The organism is Parendozoicomonas haliclonae (assembly GCF_900174585.1).
GTDB classification, from domain to species: domain Bacteria; phylum Pseudomonadota; class Gammaproteobacteria; order Pseudomonadales; family Endozoicomonadaceae; genus Sansalvadorimonas; species Sansalvadorimonas haliclonae.
Genome location: NZ_FWPT01000003.1, coordinates 104,915 through 125,674, shown reverse-complemented (window position 1 = coordinate 125,674; position 20,760 = coordinate 104,915). Strand labels below are relative to the sequence as shown.

The window sequence follows — 20,760 nt, the reverse complement described above, 5'->3', positions numbered from 1 at the left end:
AATGGTAGGTGTGGCTTTACAATAGAGAATCTCTATGTAATGGCTGCACCTACGTCATTTGGGAGCTCTTTCGGTGTGCTGACCCAATGGCGGGAGGCCAGGCAGGCAACGATCGAGGCACCAGGGATTCGGTGCTGACAGCCAGACGGCATAACGTTAACGACTGTCACGGAACAGGATTAATAAGGACTCGATGCGTCTTAAATGTATCAAGCTGGCCGGGTTCAAATCATTTGTGGACCCGACCACCGTCTATTTCCCCAGCAACATGTGTGGTGTTGTCGGGCCTAATGGTTGCGGTAAATCTAATATTATCGATGCCGTACGCTGGGTTATGGGGGAATCTTCTGCCAAAAATCTCCGTGGCGAATCCATTACCGACGTTATCTTCAAAGGTTCCAACTCCCGTAAGCCGGCCAGTCACGCCCAGGTTGAGCTGATCTTTGATAATACCGAAGGGCGGGTGACCGGCGAATATGCTGCGTTTAATGAAATTTCTATCAAGCGCCGCCTGACCAGTGATTCCCAGAACACCTATTTCCTGAACGGCAGCAAATGTCGCCGGAAAGATATTATGGATATCTTTCTTGGCAGTGGTTTGGGGCCGCGAAGCTATTCGATTATTTCCCAGGGTACGGTTTCCAACCTGATTGAATCCAAACCGGAAGAGCTGCGGGTCTTTATTGAAGAGGCCGCGGGTATCTCCCGTTATAAGGAACGTCGTCGGGAAACTGAAAACCGTATCCGCCGTACTAATGAAAACCTGGAACGTCTGACTGACCTGCGAGATGAACTGGAACGCCAGCTCTCTCATCTGAAGCGTCAGGCAGAAGCGGCTGCTCGCTACAAAGAGTACAAGCAGGATGAGCGCCTGAAGAAGGCGCAGCTCCATGCTTTGCGCTGGCAGACAGTAAACCAGGGGGCGGAATCCCAGGCTTCTGCGATTCGTGAATTCGAGATTCAGCTGGAAGCAGCGATTGCCCGCCAGCGTTCCAGTGATACCGATATTGAAAAGCTGCGCCAACAGCAGATTGATCTGGGCGATGCCTTTCAGGCGGTTCAGGGGCGTTTCTATTCCACCGGTAATGAAATTACCCGTCTGGAACAGACGATTACCCATCGCCGGGAACGTGCCGGACAGTTGACCCGTGATCTGGCAGAAGCCGAGCAGTCCTGGCAGGAAACCCGTCAGCATCTGGAGTCCGATCAGCAGCAGCTGGCTGATCTGGAAGAAGAGCTTCTGGGTATTGAACCAGAGCTGGAACTGGCGCAGGCCGGTGAAGATGATCAGGCCGATGCCCTGGCGGCTGCCGAAGAGAACATGCATCGCTGGCAGCAGAACTGGGACAGCTTTACCCAGCAGTCCAGCGAACCTCGTCGTGTAGCAGAAGTCGAACAGTCCCGTATCCAGCATCTTGAATTGGCGCTGGATCGGATGAGTGAACGTCTGCAGCGTCAGAAAGAAGAACTGGCTGAGCTACAGGCTGCCGGTCAGGATGAAGAGCTGGAGCCGCTGCATGAAGAGCTGGCGGAGCTGGAATTCCAGGCCGAAGAGCTGCAGATGCAGCATGAAACGATTCTCGACAGTATTCGTGAAAATCGTCAGAGCATTACCACCCTTGATCAGGAACGTTCGGCCTGCAGTCGTCTGTTGAATGAATCCCGTGGTCGTCATGCCTCCCTGGAAGCGCTGCAACAGGCCGCGCTGGACCAGGGCGAAGGCGGTCTGCACTGGTTGCAGCAAAAAGGTCTGGCCAATAACCCGCGTCTGGCTGAACAGTTGCAGGTTTCTGGCGGTTGGGAAACCGCGGTTGAAACCGTACTGGGTGATACCCTGCAGGCTGTCTGTGTTGATGGTCTGGATGATATTGCCAGCGGTCTTGGTGATCTGGAAAAGGCCAGTCTTTCCTTCTTGTCCAATAACCTGGGCACTGTTAGCCAACAACCCGGCCAGCTGCCATGGCTGGGAGATTATGCTCAGGGAACCGGTGATCTGTTGGTTGGCATTTATGCTGCCGATTCACTGGATCAGGCGCTTGGTCTGCGTGGCAATCTTGCGCCCGGTGAATCCATTATTACCCGTGATGGTATCTGGCTGGGGCGTGACTGGTTGCGCGTCGCTAAAGAGAAAGATGCGGGGGCCGGGGTGCTGGCTCGCCAGCAGGAGCTGGAAACCCTGACTGAGAATATTGCCGTTCTGGTTGAGAAGGAACAGCAGTGCTCCGATTCCCTGCAGGATGCCCGTGATCAGGTCGAACAGCTGGAACAGGATCGTGATGAAAGTCAGCGACAACTGACTTCTGTTGTCGCGCGTCAGAGCGAACTACGTGCCGATCTCGGTGCCCGACAGGTTAAGCAGGAACAGGAAGGTCTTCGTCGTAACCGTTTGCTGGAAGAGGTTCAGGAAGCGGAAGAGCAGGGGCGTATGGAACAGGAAAACCTGTCCGAGTCCCGCCTGCGTCTGCAGGAAGCCCTCGACCGGATGGAAGAAGATGAAGGTCGCCGCGAAGAATTATTGATGGAGCGGGATGAGGTACGTGCCGAGCTGGAACGTATCCGTCAGATGGCCCGTCACAGTAAAGATATGGCGCACCAGCTGGCCTTGCGTAAGCAAACGCTGGACAGCCGTCGTGAGTCCCTGGTGCAGGGCATTGCCCGTCTGCAAGGGCAGGGTGAGCGCAGTCAGGAGCGACTGGAGCAATTGCGTCTGGCGTTGGCGGACAGCGATGAGCCGACCGATGATCTGCAGATGGAGCTGGAAGAGTTGCTCGACCGCCGTCTGGAAATCGAAGAAGAGATGAGTGAAGCCCGTCGGCAGCTGGAAAGCGTTGAACATGCGCTGCGTGATTTTGAGCGCAACCGTTCCGGTGCCGAACAGGAAGCTCAGGCTATTCGTGAACGTCTGGAAAAGCTGCGGATGGATTGGCAGACTCTGCAGGTGCGTAAAACCACCCTGCAGGAACAGTTGCAGGATGATGGTTACGATCTGGAAACCGTCTGCAATAACCTGCCGGAAGATGCGACCGAGTCAGTGTGGGAAGAAGAGCTGCAACGACTGGAAGCCAAGATTCAGCGTCTGGGTGCGATCAACCTGGCGGCGATTGAAGAGTACGATCAGCAGTCCGAGCGTAAGCGCTATCTCGATGCGCAGGATGAAGATCTGCGGGAAGCGTTGTCTACTCTGGAAAACGCGATCCGTCGTATTGATAAAGAGACCCGCAGTCGCTTTAAGGCGACCTTTGATCGGGTCGATAGTGGCCTGCGTGAGCTGTTCCCGAAAGTGTTTGGCGGTGGTCAGGCTTATCTGCAGCTGACCGGTGATGATCTGCTGGATACCGGTGTGACCATCATGGCCCAGCCTCCGGGCAAGAAGAACAGTACTATTCATCTGTTGTCTGGTGGTGAAAAGGCGTTGACGGCGATTGCACTGGTGTTTGCGATCTTCCAGTTGAATCCGTCACCTTTCTGTATGCTGGATGAGGTTGACGCACCACTGGATGATGCCAACGTAGGCCGGTACGCGCGGATGGTGGAAGAGATGTCTGCCAAGGTGCAGTTTATTTATATCTCCCACAACAAGATTGCCATGGAAGCTGCGAATCAATTGATCGGTGTGACCATGCATGAACCGGGCGTTTCCCGTCCGGTATCGGTAGATATTGAACAGGCCGCAGCCATGGCTGCCCTGTAACGGGTGAATTGCCCGGCCCTGCTCAGATTGTCAGCAGGGCAAAGCTGCCGCTGTTAATATGTTGCAGGGCAATGTTCCTGCTCGGCAGTCCGTGGTAATTTATGGCATAAGCGAGATAGTATTAAGTATTTTGTGACGTGTTTTGCAAAAGATACTGCTATTTCTCGTGCAGGAATTTTTTAACCACGGCTGTATTGGTAGAGACAGCGGTATTTGGAAGAAAGAGCGGAGCTTTCTCGGGCTCTGAGATGGAACATCAGGTTGGCATAGACCCATGGAGATGAATTTGCGCGACTGGTTGGTCATTCTGGGCGTCCTGGTAGTGCTGGGTGTACTGGCGGATGGATTACGCCGTATCTGGCTGTCAAGGCGTCGGGCGAACGAGCTGAATTTCGGGCTTGAAGATGTACATGGTCACGAAGCTGATTATGGCAGTGAGTTGCCGAATGGCGGAGCGCGGGTCCTGGGCGCTGCAGGTCATCGTTCTGAAGCCGAGCCGGTTGCTGCTGCGCCTGCCAAAAATGCTGCAGCCGAACGTAAGAATCACGAGCGTGAGCGTGCTGAACCCTTCCTCGGTGATGATGAGGGTGAGGATCCTCTGGCCGGTGTTGTTTCAGCGCCACGTACGGTTGCGCCATCTGTGTCACAGTCAGCACGAAAGCCGGTTACACCTTCTCCTCGGAAAGAAGACGTTGTTCAGGCAGCGGCTGCCGAAGTACAGGTCGCCCCTGTCGTTGAACCGGCCCAGCCTGAAGCCTTAACAACCGGTCGGGAACGTGGCTGGTCCGATCAGGGACAGCAGGCTCTTGAACTGGATGAGCCGGTGCCTACGCTGATGGAACTGGATGAGCCCATTATTGATGAGCCTCTGCCAGAACCGGTGTTAAAGATTGAAGTGGATGATATCCGCACTCCGGTTCGTGAGCCGGTTGCCGAGCCTGTAGCGCCAAAGCGCAGTTTTGCGGCTGCAAAGCATGACGAGCCTGTTGTTCACGACGAAGATAGCTTTGCTGTTGAACTGGATGAAGATCAGATCATCAGTGAGAAAGAAGAGCTGACCACACCCAAAGAAGAGGTGCTGGTTATTAATGTTGTCGCTCCCAAAGATGCACCGTTTACCGGTGACCGTCTGTTGCACTTCTTCCAGAGTGAAGGTTTACGTTTTGGTGATCTGAATATTTTCCACCGTCATGTACAGGAAGATGGTACCGGACAGGTGTTGTTCAGTGTTGCCAACGGTGTTGAGCCGGGTACGTTTAATCTGCGTTCTATGGAAAACAGCTATACACCGGTGCTCAGCTTCTTCCTGGGGCTGCCAGGGCCGGCTGAACCGCATCAGGCTTTCCGGATTATGGTGGAATGCGTCCATAACCTGTCCCGGGAGATGGGCGGTTCCCTGAAAGATGAGCAGCACAGTGTGCTGACTGCGCAGACGCTGGAACATTACCGCCAGCGTATCTGCGATTATGAGCGTCGTCACCTTGCGCCTCGCCGGAAGGCTCCGGCACGGGCCTGATGCCCTCAGTTTATTGTCTCCCTGGCTTCGGCAGGCACGCGAATGTGTTTGCCGGAGCTTTCTTTTTTCTGGTCTTCCGCTATGTCCAAAACGAACCGCCCTTCTGCCGTTGATTCCGACAATGCTCAAAGCAGCCTGTTTGGTGAACCTGAGCCAGTGAAGACGGATGCCAAAGAGGCAGCTGAACAGATAGATGTGCTACGTCAGCAGATTCGTCAGCACAACTACAAGTATTATGTTCTGGATGAGCCGAGTATTCCGGACAGTGAATACGACCGGCTGATGCGCGAGTTGCAGGCACTGGAAGCCGATCATCCTGCACTGGTAACAGCAGACTCGCCCACCCAGCGTGTGGGTGGGGCGCCACTGGGCAGTTTTCAGCAGGTGCGTCATGAAATGCCGATGTTGTCGCTGGATAATGCCTTCAGTGATGAAGAGCTGTCTGACTTTAATCGTCGCATCTCGGATCGTCTGAAATCATCTGCTGAGATTGAATACGCCTGCGAACCGAAGCTGGATGGTATTGCCGTCAGCCTGCTGTATGAGAATGGTGAGCTGGTTCGTGGCGCCACCCGTGGTGATGGTACCACCGGTGAAGATATCACCCTGAATGTGCGGACCATTCCTTCCATTCCCCTGCGGCTTTTGGGTGAAGGCTGGCCCCGTCGTCTGGAAGTGCGTGGGGAAATCTATATGCCCCGTGCCGGCTTTGAGCGTTTAAACGACGAAGCCCGCAAGAAGGGTGAAAAGACCTTTGTAAATCCGCGTAATGCCGCGGCCGGCAGTCTGCGTCAGCTGGATTCCCGTATTACCGCTAAACGACCTCTGGAAATGTGCTGCTACAGCGCCGGTATTGTTGAAGGCGGTGAGCTTCCTGCTGAACATGCTGCCACGCTGGAACTGTTTAAGACCTGGGGTCTGAAGATCAACCCGGAGATGCGGGTTGTTAAAGGTGTGCAGGGCTGCGTGGACTATTACAGCCAAATGGCTGACAAGCGTAACAGCCTGCCGTACGAGATAGATGGCATTGTCTACAAGGTCAACAGCTTCGCACTGCAGCGTGAGCTGGGTTTCGTAGCGCGTGCACCGCGCTGGGCCATTGCCCGTAAATTTCCTGCCCAGGAAGAGATGACTGAGCTACTGGGTGTTGATTTTCAGGTAGGCCGTACCGGTGCAGTTACCCCAGTTGCACGATTAAAGCCAGTGTTTGTCGGAGGCGTCACGGTTAGTAATGCCACACTTCATAATATGGATGAAGTGGAGCGTCTGGGGGTGCAGGTCGGGGATACCGTTATTGTTCGCCGGGCCGGGGATGTGATTCCTCAGGTGGTGCGGGTAGTAGAAGAGCGTCGTCCGGATACTGCCAAAGCGATTGAGATGCCAAAGCAGTGTCCGGTTTGCCAGTCCGAGATTGAACGTACTGCTGAAGAAGCAGTTGCCCGTTGTACTGGCGGTCTGTTCTGTCGGGCGCAGCGTAAAGAAGCCATCAAGCACTTTGCCTCCCGTAAAGCACTGGATGTGGATGGCCTGGGCGACAAGCTGGTGGAGCAACTGGTTGATAAGGAACTGGTCACTACCATGGCTGATCTGTTTCGCATCAAGCATGAACAGTTGGTGCGTATGGAGCGCATGGGTGAAAAGTCAGCCGCCAATCTTCTGGATGCGTTGGATAAAAGCAAAAACACAACCCTGGCCCGGTTTATTTACTCGCTGGGTATTCGGGAAGTGGGCGAAGCGACCGCTGCCGGTCTGGCAAGCTACTTCCGGGATCTGACACCACTGATGGATGCCGATGAAGATGCTCTGCTGGAAGTGGATGATGTCGGCCCGATTGTTGCGCATCATATTGCTCTGTTCTTCCGTCAGCCCCATAACCGGGAAGTGATTGAACAGCTGTTGCAGGTGGGTGTGCGCTGGGAGGTGCTGGAAGCCCCGGTGGCTGATGCTGCAGAGTTGCCTCTGGCTGGTCAGACCTGGGTGCTGACCGGAACCCTGTCCGCGATGACCCGTGATCAGGGTAAGGCCTATCTCCAACAGTTAGGTGCCAAGGTGGCAGGTTCGGTTTCGGCCAAATCCGCAGGCCTGGTGGCCGGTGAGAAGGCCGGTTCTAAACTGACTAAAGCGCAAGGGCTGGGAATTGCGGTACTGGATGAAGACGCCTTTATTGCCCTGTTAAAAGAAAACGGAGTGAGCGTGTGAGAAGACTGTGTACAGTCCTGTTCATAGCCTTGTTTCTGGCCGGTTGTGCATCCACTGCACCGCCGGCTAAACCCCATAATCTCTGTTCCATCTTCAAGGAGAAGCCGTCCTGGCATCGTGCCGCCCAGAAGGCGAATGAGCGCTGGGGAACACCGATTCAGGTGATGATGGCGATGATGTATCAGGAGTCGAGCTATCGACACGATGCCAAGCCGGCGTTTGAATGGTTTCTGTTTGTCCCCCTGGGGCGCCCAAGCACGGCTTATGGTTATGCCCAGGCACTGGATGGCACTTGGGATGTCTATGTGAGAGAAGCTGGCGGCTGGTTCTCATCCCGTGATGATTTTGAAGATGCCATCGACTTTATTGGCTGGTATACCAATAAGTCCCGTGCCAAGAATGGTGTGTCCCTGTGGCGGGCTGATCATCTTTATCTGAATTATCACGAGGGCTGGGGTGGCTATGCGCGCGGCACCCATAAGAAAAAGGCCTGGTTGTTGAATGTTGCCAAGAAGGTTCACTGGCGGGCGGGTGAATATGGTGAACAGCTAAGGCGCTGCAATATTTAAACGTCTCAAACTGGTTACTGTTTCTTTAGCTTGTTGTCAGGAGCAGTAACCAGTCTCTTCTCTCCAGGTTCAGGCAATACCAATATTGCCTGCTGGAACAATATTGGCCGACTCGGTCATATCATCCCAGACAATCAAGGCATCGCCCCGGCGAAGTTGCTCCATCACCTGGCTGACCCGGGTGTTCAGCTCAGTATCATCACCATTATCAGTACCATTACGGGTGACAAACTCGGTGATAAGGTTGAGCAGGGTATCTTGTTCCAGTTGTTGCCAGGGCACGATCATAGCGGTGTCATAGAAGTGGTAAAAAGAAGCGCAGTTTACCACTTCGGTCTAGGGTCTGTTGACGTTTTGTGATCGCGCTCAGCTTTCCCGAGAGTTTTCAGCGCTAGGCGCAGCGATGCAGGAATACTGGTGGTCTTTCAAATCGCTGGAACGACGCTATGGAAGCTCTCGGGAAAGCCCTTCGGGTGAGGCTGGAAGCCGCCCCTCGCTGCGTCAGGCTTGCTTAATGTAGGGCAGCTACGATTTTCACAAGCCTTTCTAGCGGTGAGCGGCTCCAGTCTCACTGAGCCGCATCACAAAACGTCAACAGACCCTGGCAGGGCGTTATTCGGCGGGAGGTGACTGTTCGTTATCAGAGCCGGTGACTGTGGTAGCCACAGACTGGTACAGCCCCGCAACCTGATCAGACATTTTATCCAGCCGCTTACCGCTGCTGCGGGTGGCGTAATCCGCCAGATGAGACAGTTCATCCATATAGCTCTGGCCAGGAATCTCCTGTCCGGCAATCACCAAAGAACCCGGCTCGGTAAAGACCATATATTCACTGGCTTTTTGCGGGGTGATTTGAACCAGTGTCTGGTTACTCAGAAACAGCCCCTTGCTCGCCTTTTGTTCCAGGAAGATACGCTCGCCGGCATTAATACGCACGGCCACACTGGACCAGTTCTCGGCTTTGGAGTGAATCGTATAACGTCCGGCCATCACCGGCAGGGCCACATATTCATAGTGCTGGGTGAAGCCGGCCAGATTTTCCGGCTCCTTACCGTTGAGATAGATCTCAAAGCGATTAAGTACACCGGTAAAGTGCGGACGCATCACAAAGATCAGTGCATCAGCTTCTGCAGGAATAGTGGGCAGGGCGGTGGTTTCCGGTGGTGTTTCACCAGGGATTGCCTGTTCGATCTCTTCGGGCAACAGCTTCTGTACATCGTTGGGCAGCAGAGATAGGCCATAAAGGGCACCATCTTTCGCCAGATCAACGGTGGTGCTGACAGATTCGCTACCAGTCTCCCGGACATTTTCGGGAATGGCATCGCGAGTGCTGGTCAGACCTTTGATAATGAGTTTGGCGCCTTCATCGAACGTCCAGTAGATTCCACGGCCGGCCGCTTTTGCAGAGCTGACGACCGGATTGGTGTAGGAAGACACGCCGGCTTCATCTTCGTTCTGGGTGGGAGTGCTGGCGCAGCCGGTCATAAGGGCGAAGCATGACAAGAGACCGGCCAGAGAGAGATGCTTGTTCATAGTTGTTATTATTTTTATGAGCCTGCCACGATCTTAGCGTGACAGGCGGTGATTGTCTCTGGCTTATTTGCCTGCCTGAGCGGGTTCAATGGCAAATACTTCAAAGCCTTCCGGGCGTACTTTCCAGCGCACGTTATAGTCCCATAGCAGTACACCGAAATCTTCCCGGTCACGTTTTTTCAGATAGGCCGGGCGCGGGTCCTGCCCCAACACTTCTTCTACCAGTTGCTGAAACGGCTGGCCGATTTTGGCGCTGATAGATTCGCTGATCTGGCGGGCGTCCTCGGTCCACAGAACCGGTACGGTCACTGGTACATCGGGAGCAAAGCCTGCCGTCGCTTCCGGCTGGCTGTCGGCCCAGGGCAGGTAAGGTTTGATATCCACCACTGGTGTGCCATCCAGAAGATCAATGCCGGACAGTTCCAGAATGACCTGACCTTTGCGGTGCTGAATGCCTTCCAGTTTTACCAGTGACAACCCCAGCGGATTAGGGCGATGGGTGGATCGGGTCGCAAATACTCCAAGTCTCTTTTCACCACCAAGACGCGGTGGTCGTACTGTTGGACGCCAGCCTTCGGACTGGGTCTGGTGAAAGACAAACTGAATCCAGATATGGCTGAACTTATCCAGCCCGACAACGGCTTCCGGACAGTTGCAGGGGCCGTGCAGATGCAGTTCCGCACGAGCACTGGTGGCCAGTCCCGGCTGGCGGGGAATACCGAACTTTTCCTGGTAGCAGGAACGGATAAAACCGACAGGTTCGAGCGTTACGGAAGCGGGTAAAGGCGTGGTTGTCACAGTGTGATTTTCATAACAGGGATGTCAGTGGAAAGTCATCATAACAGGCCTGATAACCCCTGCGCAGCTACATCGGAAACTTAATGTAACAAAACTGTCGTCTGACGGTTAGGGTGGCTATACACGCTGTCATGAACCCCTCTCTTAAGGGTGAGTCAATTGCGAGGATGACCCTGTTTCGGTTTGCAATTCGCCAAGTGGCACGAGCGTCTGAAGCAGGTTCCTTAAAACGAGCAGGCTCGTGCCGCTCATTAGACTCTTAGGAGAGATTAATATGGCAAGTCCAAAAATTGGAAGTCAAGGTGGCATCGGGCCTGCTACGTTACCTGCCCAACAGGCTCCAGCCAAGAGCGGCTGGTTCGGTCGCGGCAGCTACGTAGTTAATCAGGTTCCTGTCGATCTTCACACCGGCCCAGGTCTGTTTGGCAAAATGCTGAGCGGCGTGCGTGTTGGTCCTTGTGCTCCGGCTCCGGCCAAGCTCAGCGATCGCGAAGCCACGCTGGTAGAACTGCAAAACACCTTTGGCAAAGGCAAGGATGAAGCGGTAACCGATCTGCTGAACGCCGCCAGACGTGCCCTTGTTGGTACCAAAGGCAGCAAGAGACATGCCGGGACTGCCCCTGCTGTTCCTGCTGATGTACTGAAAATGGCCGCTGCTGAAGACAGCCCTTACCGCAAGGCTCTGCTGGCTCTTGGTGCCACTGAAGATGCGCTGACTGCACTGCACAGCAGGAACGGTGATCTGACAAAAGTGAAGGAAGAGTACCGTGACAACCTGGTGAAGGCTCTGACCATTCTGATTCTGGGCACTGGTGCGTTCAGCTCCCAGGGTTCTGAAATCCGTGCTGACTATGCCATTTACCAGGCTATGACTATTACTCAGCACACGCCTCTTGTTAAGAAGGCTTTCGCTGACAGTTCACTGCTGATGGATCTGCTGAAGAAGCTGTCCGGTAATCCGAACGTGAACGCGGAACTGGCCAACGCAGTTGCTGAAAGTGTCAGCGACAGCGTTAAAACTCTGCTGGCGACACCTGATACCAAGGGTAAGCGTAAGGCGGGTGCTCAGCTGAAAGCCCAGCAGGCTCTGAATGCACAGGTGACCAGCGTGATGGAGCACTATGCCCGCACGTTGAACTACAACCTGCAGGAAGACATGATCGCCCGGGGCAAAACTCTGGACGAAGCCAATGAAGCTTACCCGGCCCTGAGTGGTCAGAACATTGGTGAGTACCTGCATGAACGTGGTCTGGACTGGCCTGCCATCGGTATGATTCTGGTTACCACTGCTGCCCATGATCCATCTTACGATCCGTATGATGTGTCCGGTAAGCGTAAGCAGACTGATGTTGAACAGCTGGTTGATACGCTGGGTGAAAACCTGCCAATGCTGATGGATCTGTACACCACGGCCAAGGAAACCGGCGACAGCCAGTTCTCCACGCCTGCCCGTACTTACTTCCGCAGTGCCATGCACGCTTATAACGCCATTGAAGGTGAGCGTCTGACTGGCGAGCGTGCGAGCGTTCTGAATGCCCGCAGCGTAATTTACGGAAACCTGGTACGTTCAGTTCTGGATAATCCTCAGAAGCGTCAATACCTGGATCCAAAGGCTTTCATCACTGGTTATGTGAAGAGTCTGGGGCTGACAGCGGCTGAGCTGAAAGCGAAGTTTGAAGATCAGGATAAGATCATCATCAACGAACAGGGTCAGGTGAGATTTGCCATACCTACCAAGACTGAAAAGTCGAACGGTACCTATGAGAAGGCACTGATGCAGCAGCTGGCTATGTCTATCCGCTCTGGCGCAGATATTCAGGCGATGTACAAATTCCTGCGTGTGGAAGATGCCACCAGCAAGAAGTCTGAAGACTACCGTAACCTCTGCAACGATCTGGCCGTGGCTCTGATGAGCATGGTGGGTATTGAAGAGTACCGTGCTCTGCAGATTGTTGCTCAGGAGCGTAATGCGATTGCTCTGGAAGCGGCTCAGAAGGCCAGCAAGAAGAGCAAGGCCAAGGTCGAAGACGACGACATGGAAGTAGACGAGAGCGACGAAGAGGAAGAGGTTTCCGGGTCTGAGCAAGAAGACTCAGAAATGGATACCGATAACGATCCTGCTGAAGCGTCTTCTGACGAAGAGTCTGAAACCAAGAGCACTGTCTCTGGTGCCAACTCCTTCTACATGCTGGCTGGCGATGTTAGCGACATGGAAGAAGGTGAGGAGTCTGAGGACGAGTCTGAAGAAGAGGTCGAAGAAACTTCCCAGATTCTGTCTTCTATGAATGAGCGTCTGACGGCTGTGGAAAAGCGCTTTGATGAGCAGCGCAAGCTGGCTGTAAAAGAGCAGACCCGTGCCAACAAACTGCAGAAGCGTCTGGATGATATTCAGTCTAAAGCAACTTCTGCCAACAAGCTGAATGCCGGTCTGCGGGCTGAGAAGAAGCAGCTGGAGAAGCGTATTGCCGAGCTGGAAGCGAAAGGTACGCCTTCCGCTGGTACCGCTGGCAAGAAGCCTAAGGCTACTCCTGTTAAGAAGCCGGTGACCAAGCCTTCTGCTGCGCCTGCACCTAAGACGGCTCCTAAGACCTCGCCAAAGTCTACGCCTAAGCGTCCAAAGCTGAGCAAGAAGCAGCAGCTGGATGCCGCAAAGCTGAGACAAGAGCGTGAGCAAAAGCGTCTTCAGGATGACCTGACGCCTGCAGCTATCAACCTGGTTGACGCCAGCAAAAGGGCTACGCGTTCTAACGTGCAGTCTTCCTGATAGTGTAAGCGCTTACAATACAAGCGTTGCTAGTGATTGAAAGGAGCCCTTCGGGGCTCCTTTTTTATGGGGTTGAAAAGGTTAGAGGGTGGCGACAGCCTGTTCCATCCGCTGCAGAGCGGTTTCTAATGTCTGTCGGGTGCAGCCAAAGTTCAGGCGTACATAGTCCGGACCACCAAACTGGGCACCGGGTGAGAGGCCAATGCCATTCTCCTCAAAAAAACGCTGGGGCTTGGTAATGCCGGGCAGGTCGCAATGAATCCAGGCCAGATAGGTTGCCTGATGCGGGCGCATGGAAAGGCCGGGAATGTTATTGATACGTTCCATCAGCAGATCATGATTGCTGCGCAGATGTTCCAGCAAAGACTGGCGCCAGGGCTCGCCTTGACGATAGGCCGCTTCCGCTGCTGCATAACCCATAATCATGCTGTCCGCAGACGGCACAATACCACTGCGGGTGCGCTGGAATTTTGCTTTCAGTTCCGGGTTCGGAATCACTGCGTAAGCGCAGCCGAGTCCGGCCAGGTTGAAGGTTTTGGACGGCGACATCAGGGTGATGGAGTTATCCCGGGCAAAGTCACTGATGCTGGCGTAAGGGATATGCTGAGCGTTGCGATCCAGGATGAGATCGCAGTGCACCTCATCAGAGCAGACAATCAGGTTGTGACGACGACAGAAGTCTTCCAGTTTTTCCAGTTCTTGCAGAGTCAGTACCCGACCATTGGGATTCTGTGGGTTGCAGAGCATAAACAGGCGGGTGTCCGGGTGAATGTTTTCTTCCAGCCAGTCCCAGTCCATCACCCAGTTATTGTCGCCATCTTCTCGCCAGAAGATCTGCATCATCTGACGATTGCCCAGACCGGGGGCGGTCAGGAAGGGGTAGTAAACCGGGCAGGGGGAAATCACAAACTCCTGCTCAGCAGCATAAGCGCGGACACAAATATTTAGAGCGCAAACCAAGCCTGGTAGCCATTCCAGCCACTCCTGCTGAATGGGCCAGTCATAGAGATTGGCAGCCCGCTCAACAACCACTTCCTCCAGGCTCTCCGGCGCATTGGTGTAGCCGAAGATGCCGTGGGCGACCCTAGCCTGCATCGCTTCGATGACTTCCGGTGGAGACTGGAAATCCATATCCGCGACCCACATAGGCAGGATGTCCTGGTCTTTGTACTTGTCCCATTTCAGGCTGGAAGTGCCGCGGCGTTCATGCTCGGTATTAAATAGGTCGCTGGTCATGACGGTCTGCTGCTGGTTTGATTGTTGTTATCGTAGGTAGCAGAGATTGTAGAGTCAGCAGAGAAAGAACGGAATGGTTTAGCGAATTTCCTCCGAGGAGGGCTTCTTTTTCAGATGCATCCAGCACTTGAGGTTAAACACCCTGCCTGGCAGCCAGTGGCTGAAATACGAGGTGTGAGTTAGGGTTCCAGGGGCGGAGGCAGCCAGGTTGACCCAGAAAGAACGGCCGCGATTCATCCACAAGGTCACTTCCTGATCATCCTGCTTCACCGGGGATTGAAAGTTGCTGGTGGCGGGAGTGATATGTCCGGCAATCGGACCTCGGGTCAGTGCGTCGATACGACGGCTGCTGACAGTGGCGGTGTAACGGCTTGCGGTTTCACGGAAGTTGATGATCTCTTCATAACAGAGCTGGTGGATTGGTGGCTGCTCCTGAGTCGAGACACACAGCATGCCTTGCCATTCACCGGTCAGTTTGGGTGGTTGCTGATTTTGCGATGGAGTCGTATCGGTTTGTGTGCACCGTCGGCGATGGGGGGACAGGGCATGCAGCAGATTGGTGTAAGTGCAATAAAACTTGTTCAGCATGGCTGCGGTCTGCCACAAAATAATGAGTTAGACCGCCGCTGTTCAGAAGGGTTGAGTGAGCTGTTTACAACACTGTCAGTTTGGTTAGGGCGCCGGATGCGGCAAACTGCTCTGCCAGTTCATGCTGGTTGCCCCGGGCAACGATGCGCCCTTGTTTGTTACCCAGCTGGTACTCGTACATTGGGTCGTAGTAATCATTTAACAAAATACGAATCCATTCCCGATGCAGGCTGCTGTCACCGCGTTCGCGCTGATCAGACAGTGCCCGTTCCATAATATCGAGCAGTTCCTGATGGCGTAAGCCTCCCAGGCGCTTGCTAATACGACCAAGGCTGGCAATCAGGTCCTGAGCAAAGGTTTCAAAGCCGAGTTCTTCGCCGTGCAGGGCAATATTGTCTTTCAGGTTCTGGTCAATATATTCCTCGAAGGTAATCTGAACGCGGGTTTCCAGATCCTCTTCCAGTAGCAGGATTGGAGCCTGTTCCATCTTGTCTTTCAGTGTCTGTGGCAGGCTGCAGCGACCGATCAGCTTGCTTTCATCTTCCAGCAGGAAGCTGTTCAGACCCTGCTCACGGAAACGCAGAAATTGGATGGCCAGATTATTCTCAAAATCAATCTGACTTGGCTGACCACCGACACGGCGACCAAAGCTCGAGCCGCGATGGTTGGCAATGCCTTCCAGATCAATATGCTCTGGAAACTTGTGCAGCAGACGGGTTTTACCTGTGCCGGTTTTGCCACCCAGAATCACGAAATGGCAGGCGGCAATGGATTCTTCCAGATATTCAATCAGCCAGGTACGCATGGCCTTGTAGCCACCGGTGACCAGGGGGTACTCAATACCGGCCTCTTTCAGCCAGGCCTGAGCCAGATGGGAGCGTTCACCACCACGGAAGCAATACAGGTAGCCTTCCGGATTGTTGGTGGCGAAATCAATCCAGCCCTGGGTTCTTTCTTCACGAACTTTTCCGCGTACTAGCTGGTGGCCCAGCTTGACCGCTTCCTCATGGCCTTTCTGCTTGTAGCAGGTGCCCACTTTGGCCCGTTCGATATCATTCATGATCGGCGCGTTGATACTGTTGGGGAAGGCGCCTTTGTTGAATTCGATAGGAGCACGGACATCCATCATCGGGATGCCTTCAAGAAACAGGCGGCGAAAATCTGTGGTGTTGGAGCGCGGTGCTGACATTCCGTTTGTGATACCCGGTAAGCGCAAAAACTCCCATTCTATCAGATATCCTATCGACGGATATCGGGGCTTTGCCTATCGCGTTAGTTGTTGAGAGAGAGGCCGGCACAGCGAATCTGTACCGGCATGTATCACAGCTGTGTCTTATGGTTCAATCAAACATCCAGCAGTGGTCTGCGGATAGAAGACGACTCAAGACGCATGCTTGGGGTTTGATCCTTTTCCATGCCGGACCACTGCATCAGTGGTTTGACAATCCATGGTTCAACCACCAGGTCCTTGACGGTCAGCATCGCATCCAGTGTGTTGGTGATGATGACACCATCGGCCATAGGGTTCAGGATTTTTGCAACAGGGCCAAAACCCACCTGCGATGCTGCGACCTTCATAGCAAAACTGAGGGCAGCAGCAGAGCCCAGGCGTGCCATACGCACCTTGTCTTGAGACTGACCTTCCATCTTTTCATTGATCAGATTTTGCAGACCAAAACCAATGCTGACACCGGCTGCCTCACCGGCGAGAAAGCCGACGGTGGACTGATAGTTCATGGCGGTCACATCCAGAGGGTGGCCGGTATAGTTGGCCCACAGGTGCATAAGCCCTGCGCCCGCAGTCATCGCTCCGGCAGCAGCAAAGTCGCCCATAATGCTATCGCCAAGAATATCTGCTGACAGCTCAGAGGCGAGGTCCCGAACGGTATAGGTCAGAGTGATCGCCATGGAGTTGGGGATAACACTGTTGATCCAGCTTTTACCGTTTCCGGCTGCCGGACCGGAGCCAAAGGCTGCATTGGCGATCGCCATCACGGCTGCACTTTCGATCACTGTGGCGGCACGGGCCGCATGGGAAACCGTGCGTTCATCCAGATCGCTGAGGTCGTTCAGTGCCGATTCATTAATTTTGCGCAGTGCGGTGGCCAGTGCTGTGGTGGTGGCGCTGGCATGGTAAAGGCCAATGTTGTCATCCAGTGATGGCTTGTTAAACCAGGCCGTCTTGTTGGAGTGCAGGCCAAAAGACAGAGCGCCGGTTGCCGCAGCTGAACCCAGATACGGCAGAGTCTCATCCCAGTTGGTACGGCCGGTGGTATTTTTCGGCAACAGGGATTGTCCTGCGGATGTTATGACATCGCCGTTGGCCATGGAGGAGATCAGCACCGACTGTCGCACATGGTTACGGAAAAAGTCGGTCAGCAGATTGTCTTTAGGTTGAGAGCCCACGGCGAAGTGATTGCCGGATTTCGCGTTGTAAAACGTGTCAGCCACGCTGAGAGTGATCAGGGTGCCGAAGCTGGTGGCCAGCATGGAGGCCAGTTCGGTCGCCGGAGTCTCCGGAGACACGGGCTTCAGCTCCAGCTCTGTGCCGGCTTCTTCGCGCCCGAGACGCACAACATAGTGAGCCTTGCCGTCCGAGCCTACCAGGCCGGGCTTCTGCCGATAGGTTTCATTGTTGTGGATCACTTCCAGCAGAGCGTTATGGAGATCGTCCGGAGCATTCTTCAGGAGCGAGTCATCAATACGCAGGCGCAGGTCGCCATTGGCGTCGGCGCTCAGGGCTACGCCTTTACTGGTCACCTCGGCAGAATCATCCGCCAGAAGGGTTGGGCTCTGCCAGGCCAGTGCTGCCAGCACGGACAGGGGCGCAATCCACACTCGTGATTTTTTTAACACGCTCATGATGTTCCCTTTATTCCTCTTCAATGGTCTTGCGATGGCTGCAAGGCTTGCGAAGACCCTGCGCAGCGCTTGTCTCCTTCACTGGTCTATGGGTGAAATCCCTGTCAGATACCGGTGGGTAAGAATAGATAAGTTCTGAGTTCTTGCAGGGTTAACCGGTGCCTGCCGGCTGGCAGTTACAAAACCCGGTGGAAAAAACAGGCGCGACCTACACTTGGTAACGCTTTTCGTCTTGATAAAGCGTCGGTGTGGGCTGGCGGGGCGTGTGTCAGAGCGTTATCATTAACCAATTGGCTGGCACACAACTGTAGGTGTGCAGTCTGATGCAGGCAGCCTCTGGTATGGTCTGATCCTGCTTACCCATGCAGTCCCTGGTCTGGATTGCCACTGAAAGATTGAAGGTACATTTCAACATGCCTGTTATTACTCTGCCTGACGGCAGCAAGCGCGAGTTTGCCCAGTCTGTTTCCGTTCTCGAAGTTGCCCAGGATATTGGCCCAGGTCTGGCCAAAGCCACTCTCGCTGGTCGCGTTAATGATGAGATGGTGGATGCCAGCTTTATTATCGAGAATGATGCCAACCTGAGCATTATCACCACCCGTGATGCAGACGGTCTGGAAGTGATCCGTCACTCCACCGCTCACCTGCTGGCTCAAGCGACCCAGGATCTATTCCCTGGTGCGCAGGTAACTATTGGTCCGGTGATTGAAGATGGCTTTTATTACGACTTCTCCTATGAGCGCGCCTTCAATATGGAAGACCTCGCCCGTATCGAAAAGCGTATGGAAGAGCTGACCAAGGAAGATGCCCCGATCAAGCGTGTGGTGATGTCCCGTGAAGACGCTATCGCCGAATTCGATGCTATGGGCGAGAAGTACAAGGTCGAGATCATCAAGGATCTGCCGGAAGGCGAAGAGATTTCTGTTTACCAGCAGGGTGACTGGAAAGACCTGTGTCGTGGCCCGCACGTACCATCCACCGGTAAGCTGAAAGTCTTCAAGCTGATGCGTGTGGCCGGTGCCTACTGGCGTGGTGACTCCAAGAACGAGATGCTGACCCGTGTTTATGGCACTGCCTGGGCAGACAAGAAAGAGCTGAAAGCTTACCTGCACCGTCTGGAAGAAGCCGAAAAGCGTGACCATCGCAAGATCGGCAAGAAACTGGATCTGTTCCACATGCAGGAAGAGGCTCCGGGTATGGTGTTCTGGCATCCAAATGGCTGGAGCATTTATCAGGCGCTGGAACAGTACATGCGCCGCAAGCAGCATGAAAGCAACTATGTGGAAGTGAAGACCCCTTCCATTGTTGATATCTCTCTGTGGGAAAAGTCCGGCCACGCTTCCAAGTTTGGCGAAGGCATGTTCACCCTGAAGAGTGATGAGCGGGTGATGGCGGTCAAGCCGATGAACTGCCCATGCCACGTACAGATCTTCAACCAGGGGCTGCGCAGCTACCGTGATCTGCCACTGCGTATGGCAGAATTCGGCTCCTGTCACCGTAATGAGGCCTCCGGTTCTTTGCACGGCATTATGCGGGTACGTGGATTTACCCAGGATGACGGCCATATCTTCTGTACCGAAGATCAGATTCAGTCAGAAGTCTCCGATTTTATCGACTTCCTGCATGATGTTTACGCTGACTTCGGCTTTGAAAAAGACAGCCTGATCTACAAACTCTCTACCCGTCCAGAACAGCGCGTAGGCTCAGATGAAATCTGGGACAAGGCCGAAAAGGCCTTGGCTGAAGCTCTGGATGCTGCGGGCCTTCCATGGGAAGAGCTGCCAGGTGAAGGCGCGTTCTACGGTCCTAAGGTGGAATTCTCCCTGAAAGACTGTATCGGTCGTGTCTGGCAGTGCGGAACCATTCAGGTGGACTTCTCCATGCCGGGTCGTCTGGGTGCCGAGTATGTTGATGAGAGTGGCGAGCGGAAAACACCGGTTATGCTGCACCGTGCGACACTGGGGTCGTTCGAGCGCTTTATCGGTATTCTGATCGAACACTTCGAGGGCAGGTTCCCTGCATGGCTGGCGCCGGTACAGGTTGCGGTCATGAATATTACCGATGCTCAGGCTGACTACGTAAAAAATGTAGAAGAAAGCTTGAAAAACAGTGGTTTCCGAGTAAAAGCGGACTTGAGAAACGAGAAGATCGGCTTTAAAATCCGCCAGCATACCTTAGACCGGGTACCTTATCTGTTAGTAACCGGTGATAAGGAAATGGAATCCAACTCTGTTGCTGTTCGCACCCGTTCTGGTGAAGACCTCGGTGTTATGACCCTGGATGAATTCCAGAACATGCTGGCAGCAGAGATTAAACAACGCAGCCGTTCTGAAGCTGGTAAGACCGCATAATCTGCAGGTCTTACGATTCAGTAACTTTTTAGGCTAAACAGGAGAATTCGCAATCAAACGTTCGAATCCGCGGGATCGTCGGCAGGTGGCAGCGCCCCCTATCAATCAAAACATTCGTGCTCAAGAAGTACGCCTGATTGCTGCCGACGGCGAAATGGTCGGTGTCGTTCCGCTGAGGGAAGCTCTTGATCAAGCGTTGGAAGCTCAGCTTGATCTGGTAGAGATTAATGCCACCGCAGTTCCACCGGTCTGTAAGATCATGGACTATGGTAAGCACCTCTACGAAGACAAGAAGCAGAAAGCGGCTGCGAAGAAGAAGCAGGTTCAGACCCAGGTGAAGGAAATCAAATTCCGTCCTGGTACTGAGGAAGGGGATTACCAGGTAAAACTACGCAACCTGGTACGTTTCCTTGAAGAAGGCAATAAGGCCAAGATATCCCTGCGGTATCGTGGTCGTGAGATGGCTCACCAGGAACTGGGCATGCAACTGCTCAACCGGGTTGAGAAAGACCTCGAAGAACTGGGCACTGTTGAACAGCGTCCAAAGATGGAAGGTCGCCAGCTCATCATGGTTATTGCCCCTAAGAAGAAGAAGTAATTTTTCTTTGTTTCTATGAGGGCCGGTTTACTGGCTTTCATCGAAGACAGAAGAT

At 53.9% G+C, this 20,760-nt stretch carries 14 protein-coding genes; 7 read left to right on the top strand and 7 right to left on the bottom strand.

Going from position 1 to position 20,760, the window contains the following annotated elements; genetic code table 11:
* The first annotated feature begins 193 nt into the window (after positions 1-193).
* The 4 genes from smc to EHSB41UT_RS06940 all read left to right on the top strand — a co-directional run bounded on the left by smc (position 194) and on the right by EHSB41UT_RS06940 (position 7,975).
* Positions 194-3,691, top strand: coding sequence for a chromosome segregation protein SMC (gene smc / locus EHSB41UT_RS06955; protein ID WP_087108205.1), 3,498 nt, complete (start codon positions 194-196; stop codon positions 3,689-3,691).
* Between the two features lie 274 nt (positions 3,692-3,965).
* A complete protein-coding gene (gene zipA / locus EHSB41UT_RS06950; protein ID WP_087108203.1) occupies positions 3,966-5,207 on the top strand; it encodes a cell division protein ZipA in 1,242 nt (413 codons plus the stop codon).
* 81 nt (positions 5,208-5,288) lie between these two features.
* A complete protein-coding gene (ligA, locus tag EHSB41UT_RS06945; protein ID WP_087108979.1) occupies positions 5,289-7,406 on the top strand; it encodes an NAD-dependent DNA ligase LigA in 2,118 nt (705 codons plus the stop codon).
* Positions 7,403-7,975 (top strand): transglycosylase SLT domain-containing protein, encoded by a 573-nt coding sequence (locus tag EHSB41UT_RS06940; RefSeq protein ID WP_087108201.1) that lies wholly within the window; start codon positions 7,403-7,405, stop codon positions 7,973-7,975. Before ligA ends, EHSB41UT_RS06940 begins: the two co-directional genes overlap by 4 nt.
* Before the next feature lie 69 nt (positions 7,976-8,044).
* Here the strand turns inward: EHSB41UT_RS06940 and EHSB41UT_RS06935 are convergent, their stop codons facing one another.
* The 3 genes from EHSB41UT_RS06935 to tsaA form a co-directional block, all read right to left on the bottom strand.
* Complete coding sequence (locus EHSB41UT_RS06935; protein ID WP_087108977.1) at positions 8,045-8,263, bottom strand: YheU family protein; 219 nt, start codon at positions 8,261-8,263, stop codon at positions 8,045-8,047.
* Between the two features lie 324 nt (positions 8,264-8,587).
* Positions 8,588-9,508 carry a hypothetical protein gene (locus EHSB41UT_RS06930; protein WP_087108199.1) on the bottom strand — a complete coding sequence of 307 codons (921 nt, stop codon included), beginning with the start codon at positions 9,506-9,508 and terminating at the stop codon, positions 8,588-8,590.
* 63 nt (positions 9,509-9,571) lie between these two features.
* Entirely contained in the window at positions 9,572-10,306 is a 735-nt protein-coding gene (gene tsaA, locus EHSB41UT_RS06925; RefSeq protein ID WP_087108197.1) for a tRNA (N6-threonylcarbamoyladenosine(37)-N6)-methyltransferase TrmO, read from the bottom strand.
* A gap of 274 nt (positions 10,307-10,580) precedes the next feature.
* Here tsaA and EHSB41UT_RS06920 point away from each other — a divergent pair, with 274 nt between their 5' ends.
* Positions 10,581-13,070: a hypothetical protein gene (locus EHSB41UT_RS06920; RefSeq protein WP_087108195.1), complete on the top strand. Its 2,490-nt coding sequence runs from the start codon at positions 10,581-10,583 to the stop codon at positions 13,068-13,070.
* Between the two features lie 81 nt (positions 13,071-13,151).
* Here the strand turns inward: EHSB41UT_RS06920 and EHSB41UT_RS06915 are convergent, their stop codons facing one another.
* The 4 genes from EHSB41UT_RS06915 to EHSB41UT_RS06900 form a co-directional block, all read right to left on the bottom strand.
* Positions 13,152-14,306: a MalY/PatB family protein gene (locus EHSB41UT_RS06915; RefSeq protein WP_087108194.1), complete on the bottom strand. Its 1,155-nt coding sequence runs from the start codon at positions 14,304-14,306 to the stop codon at positions 13,152-13,154.
* Positions 14,307-14,384: 78 nt separating this feature from the next.
* Positions 14,385-14,894 carry a hypothetical protein gene (locus tag EHSB41UT_RS06910; RefSeq protein ID WP_087108191.1) on the bottom strand — a complete coding sequence of 170 codons (510 nt, stop codon included), beginning with the start codon at positions 14,892-14,894 and terminating at the stop codon, positions 14,385-14,387.
* 64 nt (positions 14,895-14,958) lie between these two features.
* Positions 14,959-16,083 (bottom strand): tRNA 2-selenouridine(34) synthase MnmH, encoded by a 1,125-nt coding sequence (mnmH, locus tag EHSB41UT_RS06905; RefSeq protein ID WP_087108189.1) that lies wholly within the window; start codon positions 16,081-16,083, stop codon positions 14,959-14,961.
* Between the two features lie 155 nt (positions 16,084-16,238).
* A complete protein-coding gene (locus tag EHSB41UT_RS06900) occupies positions 16,239-17,756 on the bottom strand; it encodes a hypothetical protein (protein ID WP_087108187.1) in 1,518 nt (505 codons plus the stop codon).
* A 413-nt stretch (positions 17,757-18,169) separates the two neighbouring features.
* On the opposite strand from EHSB41UT_RS06900, the gene thrS reads away from it, so the two are divergent.
* A complete protein-coding gene (gene thrS / locus EHSB41UT_RS06895; protein ID WP_087108976.1) occupies positions 18,170-20,107 on the top strand; it encodes a threonine--tRNA ligase in 1,938 nt (645 codons plus the stop codon).
* Between the two features lie 85 nt (positions 20,108-20,192).
* Positions 20,193-20,705, top strand: a complete 513-nt coding sequence (infC, locus tag EHSB41UT_RS06890) for a translation initiation factor IF-3 (RefSeq protein WP_087108185.1) — start codon at positions 20,193-20,195, stop codon at positions 20,703-20,705.
* Positions 20,706-20,760 lie beyond the last annotated feature (55 nt).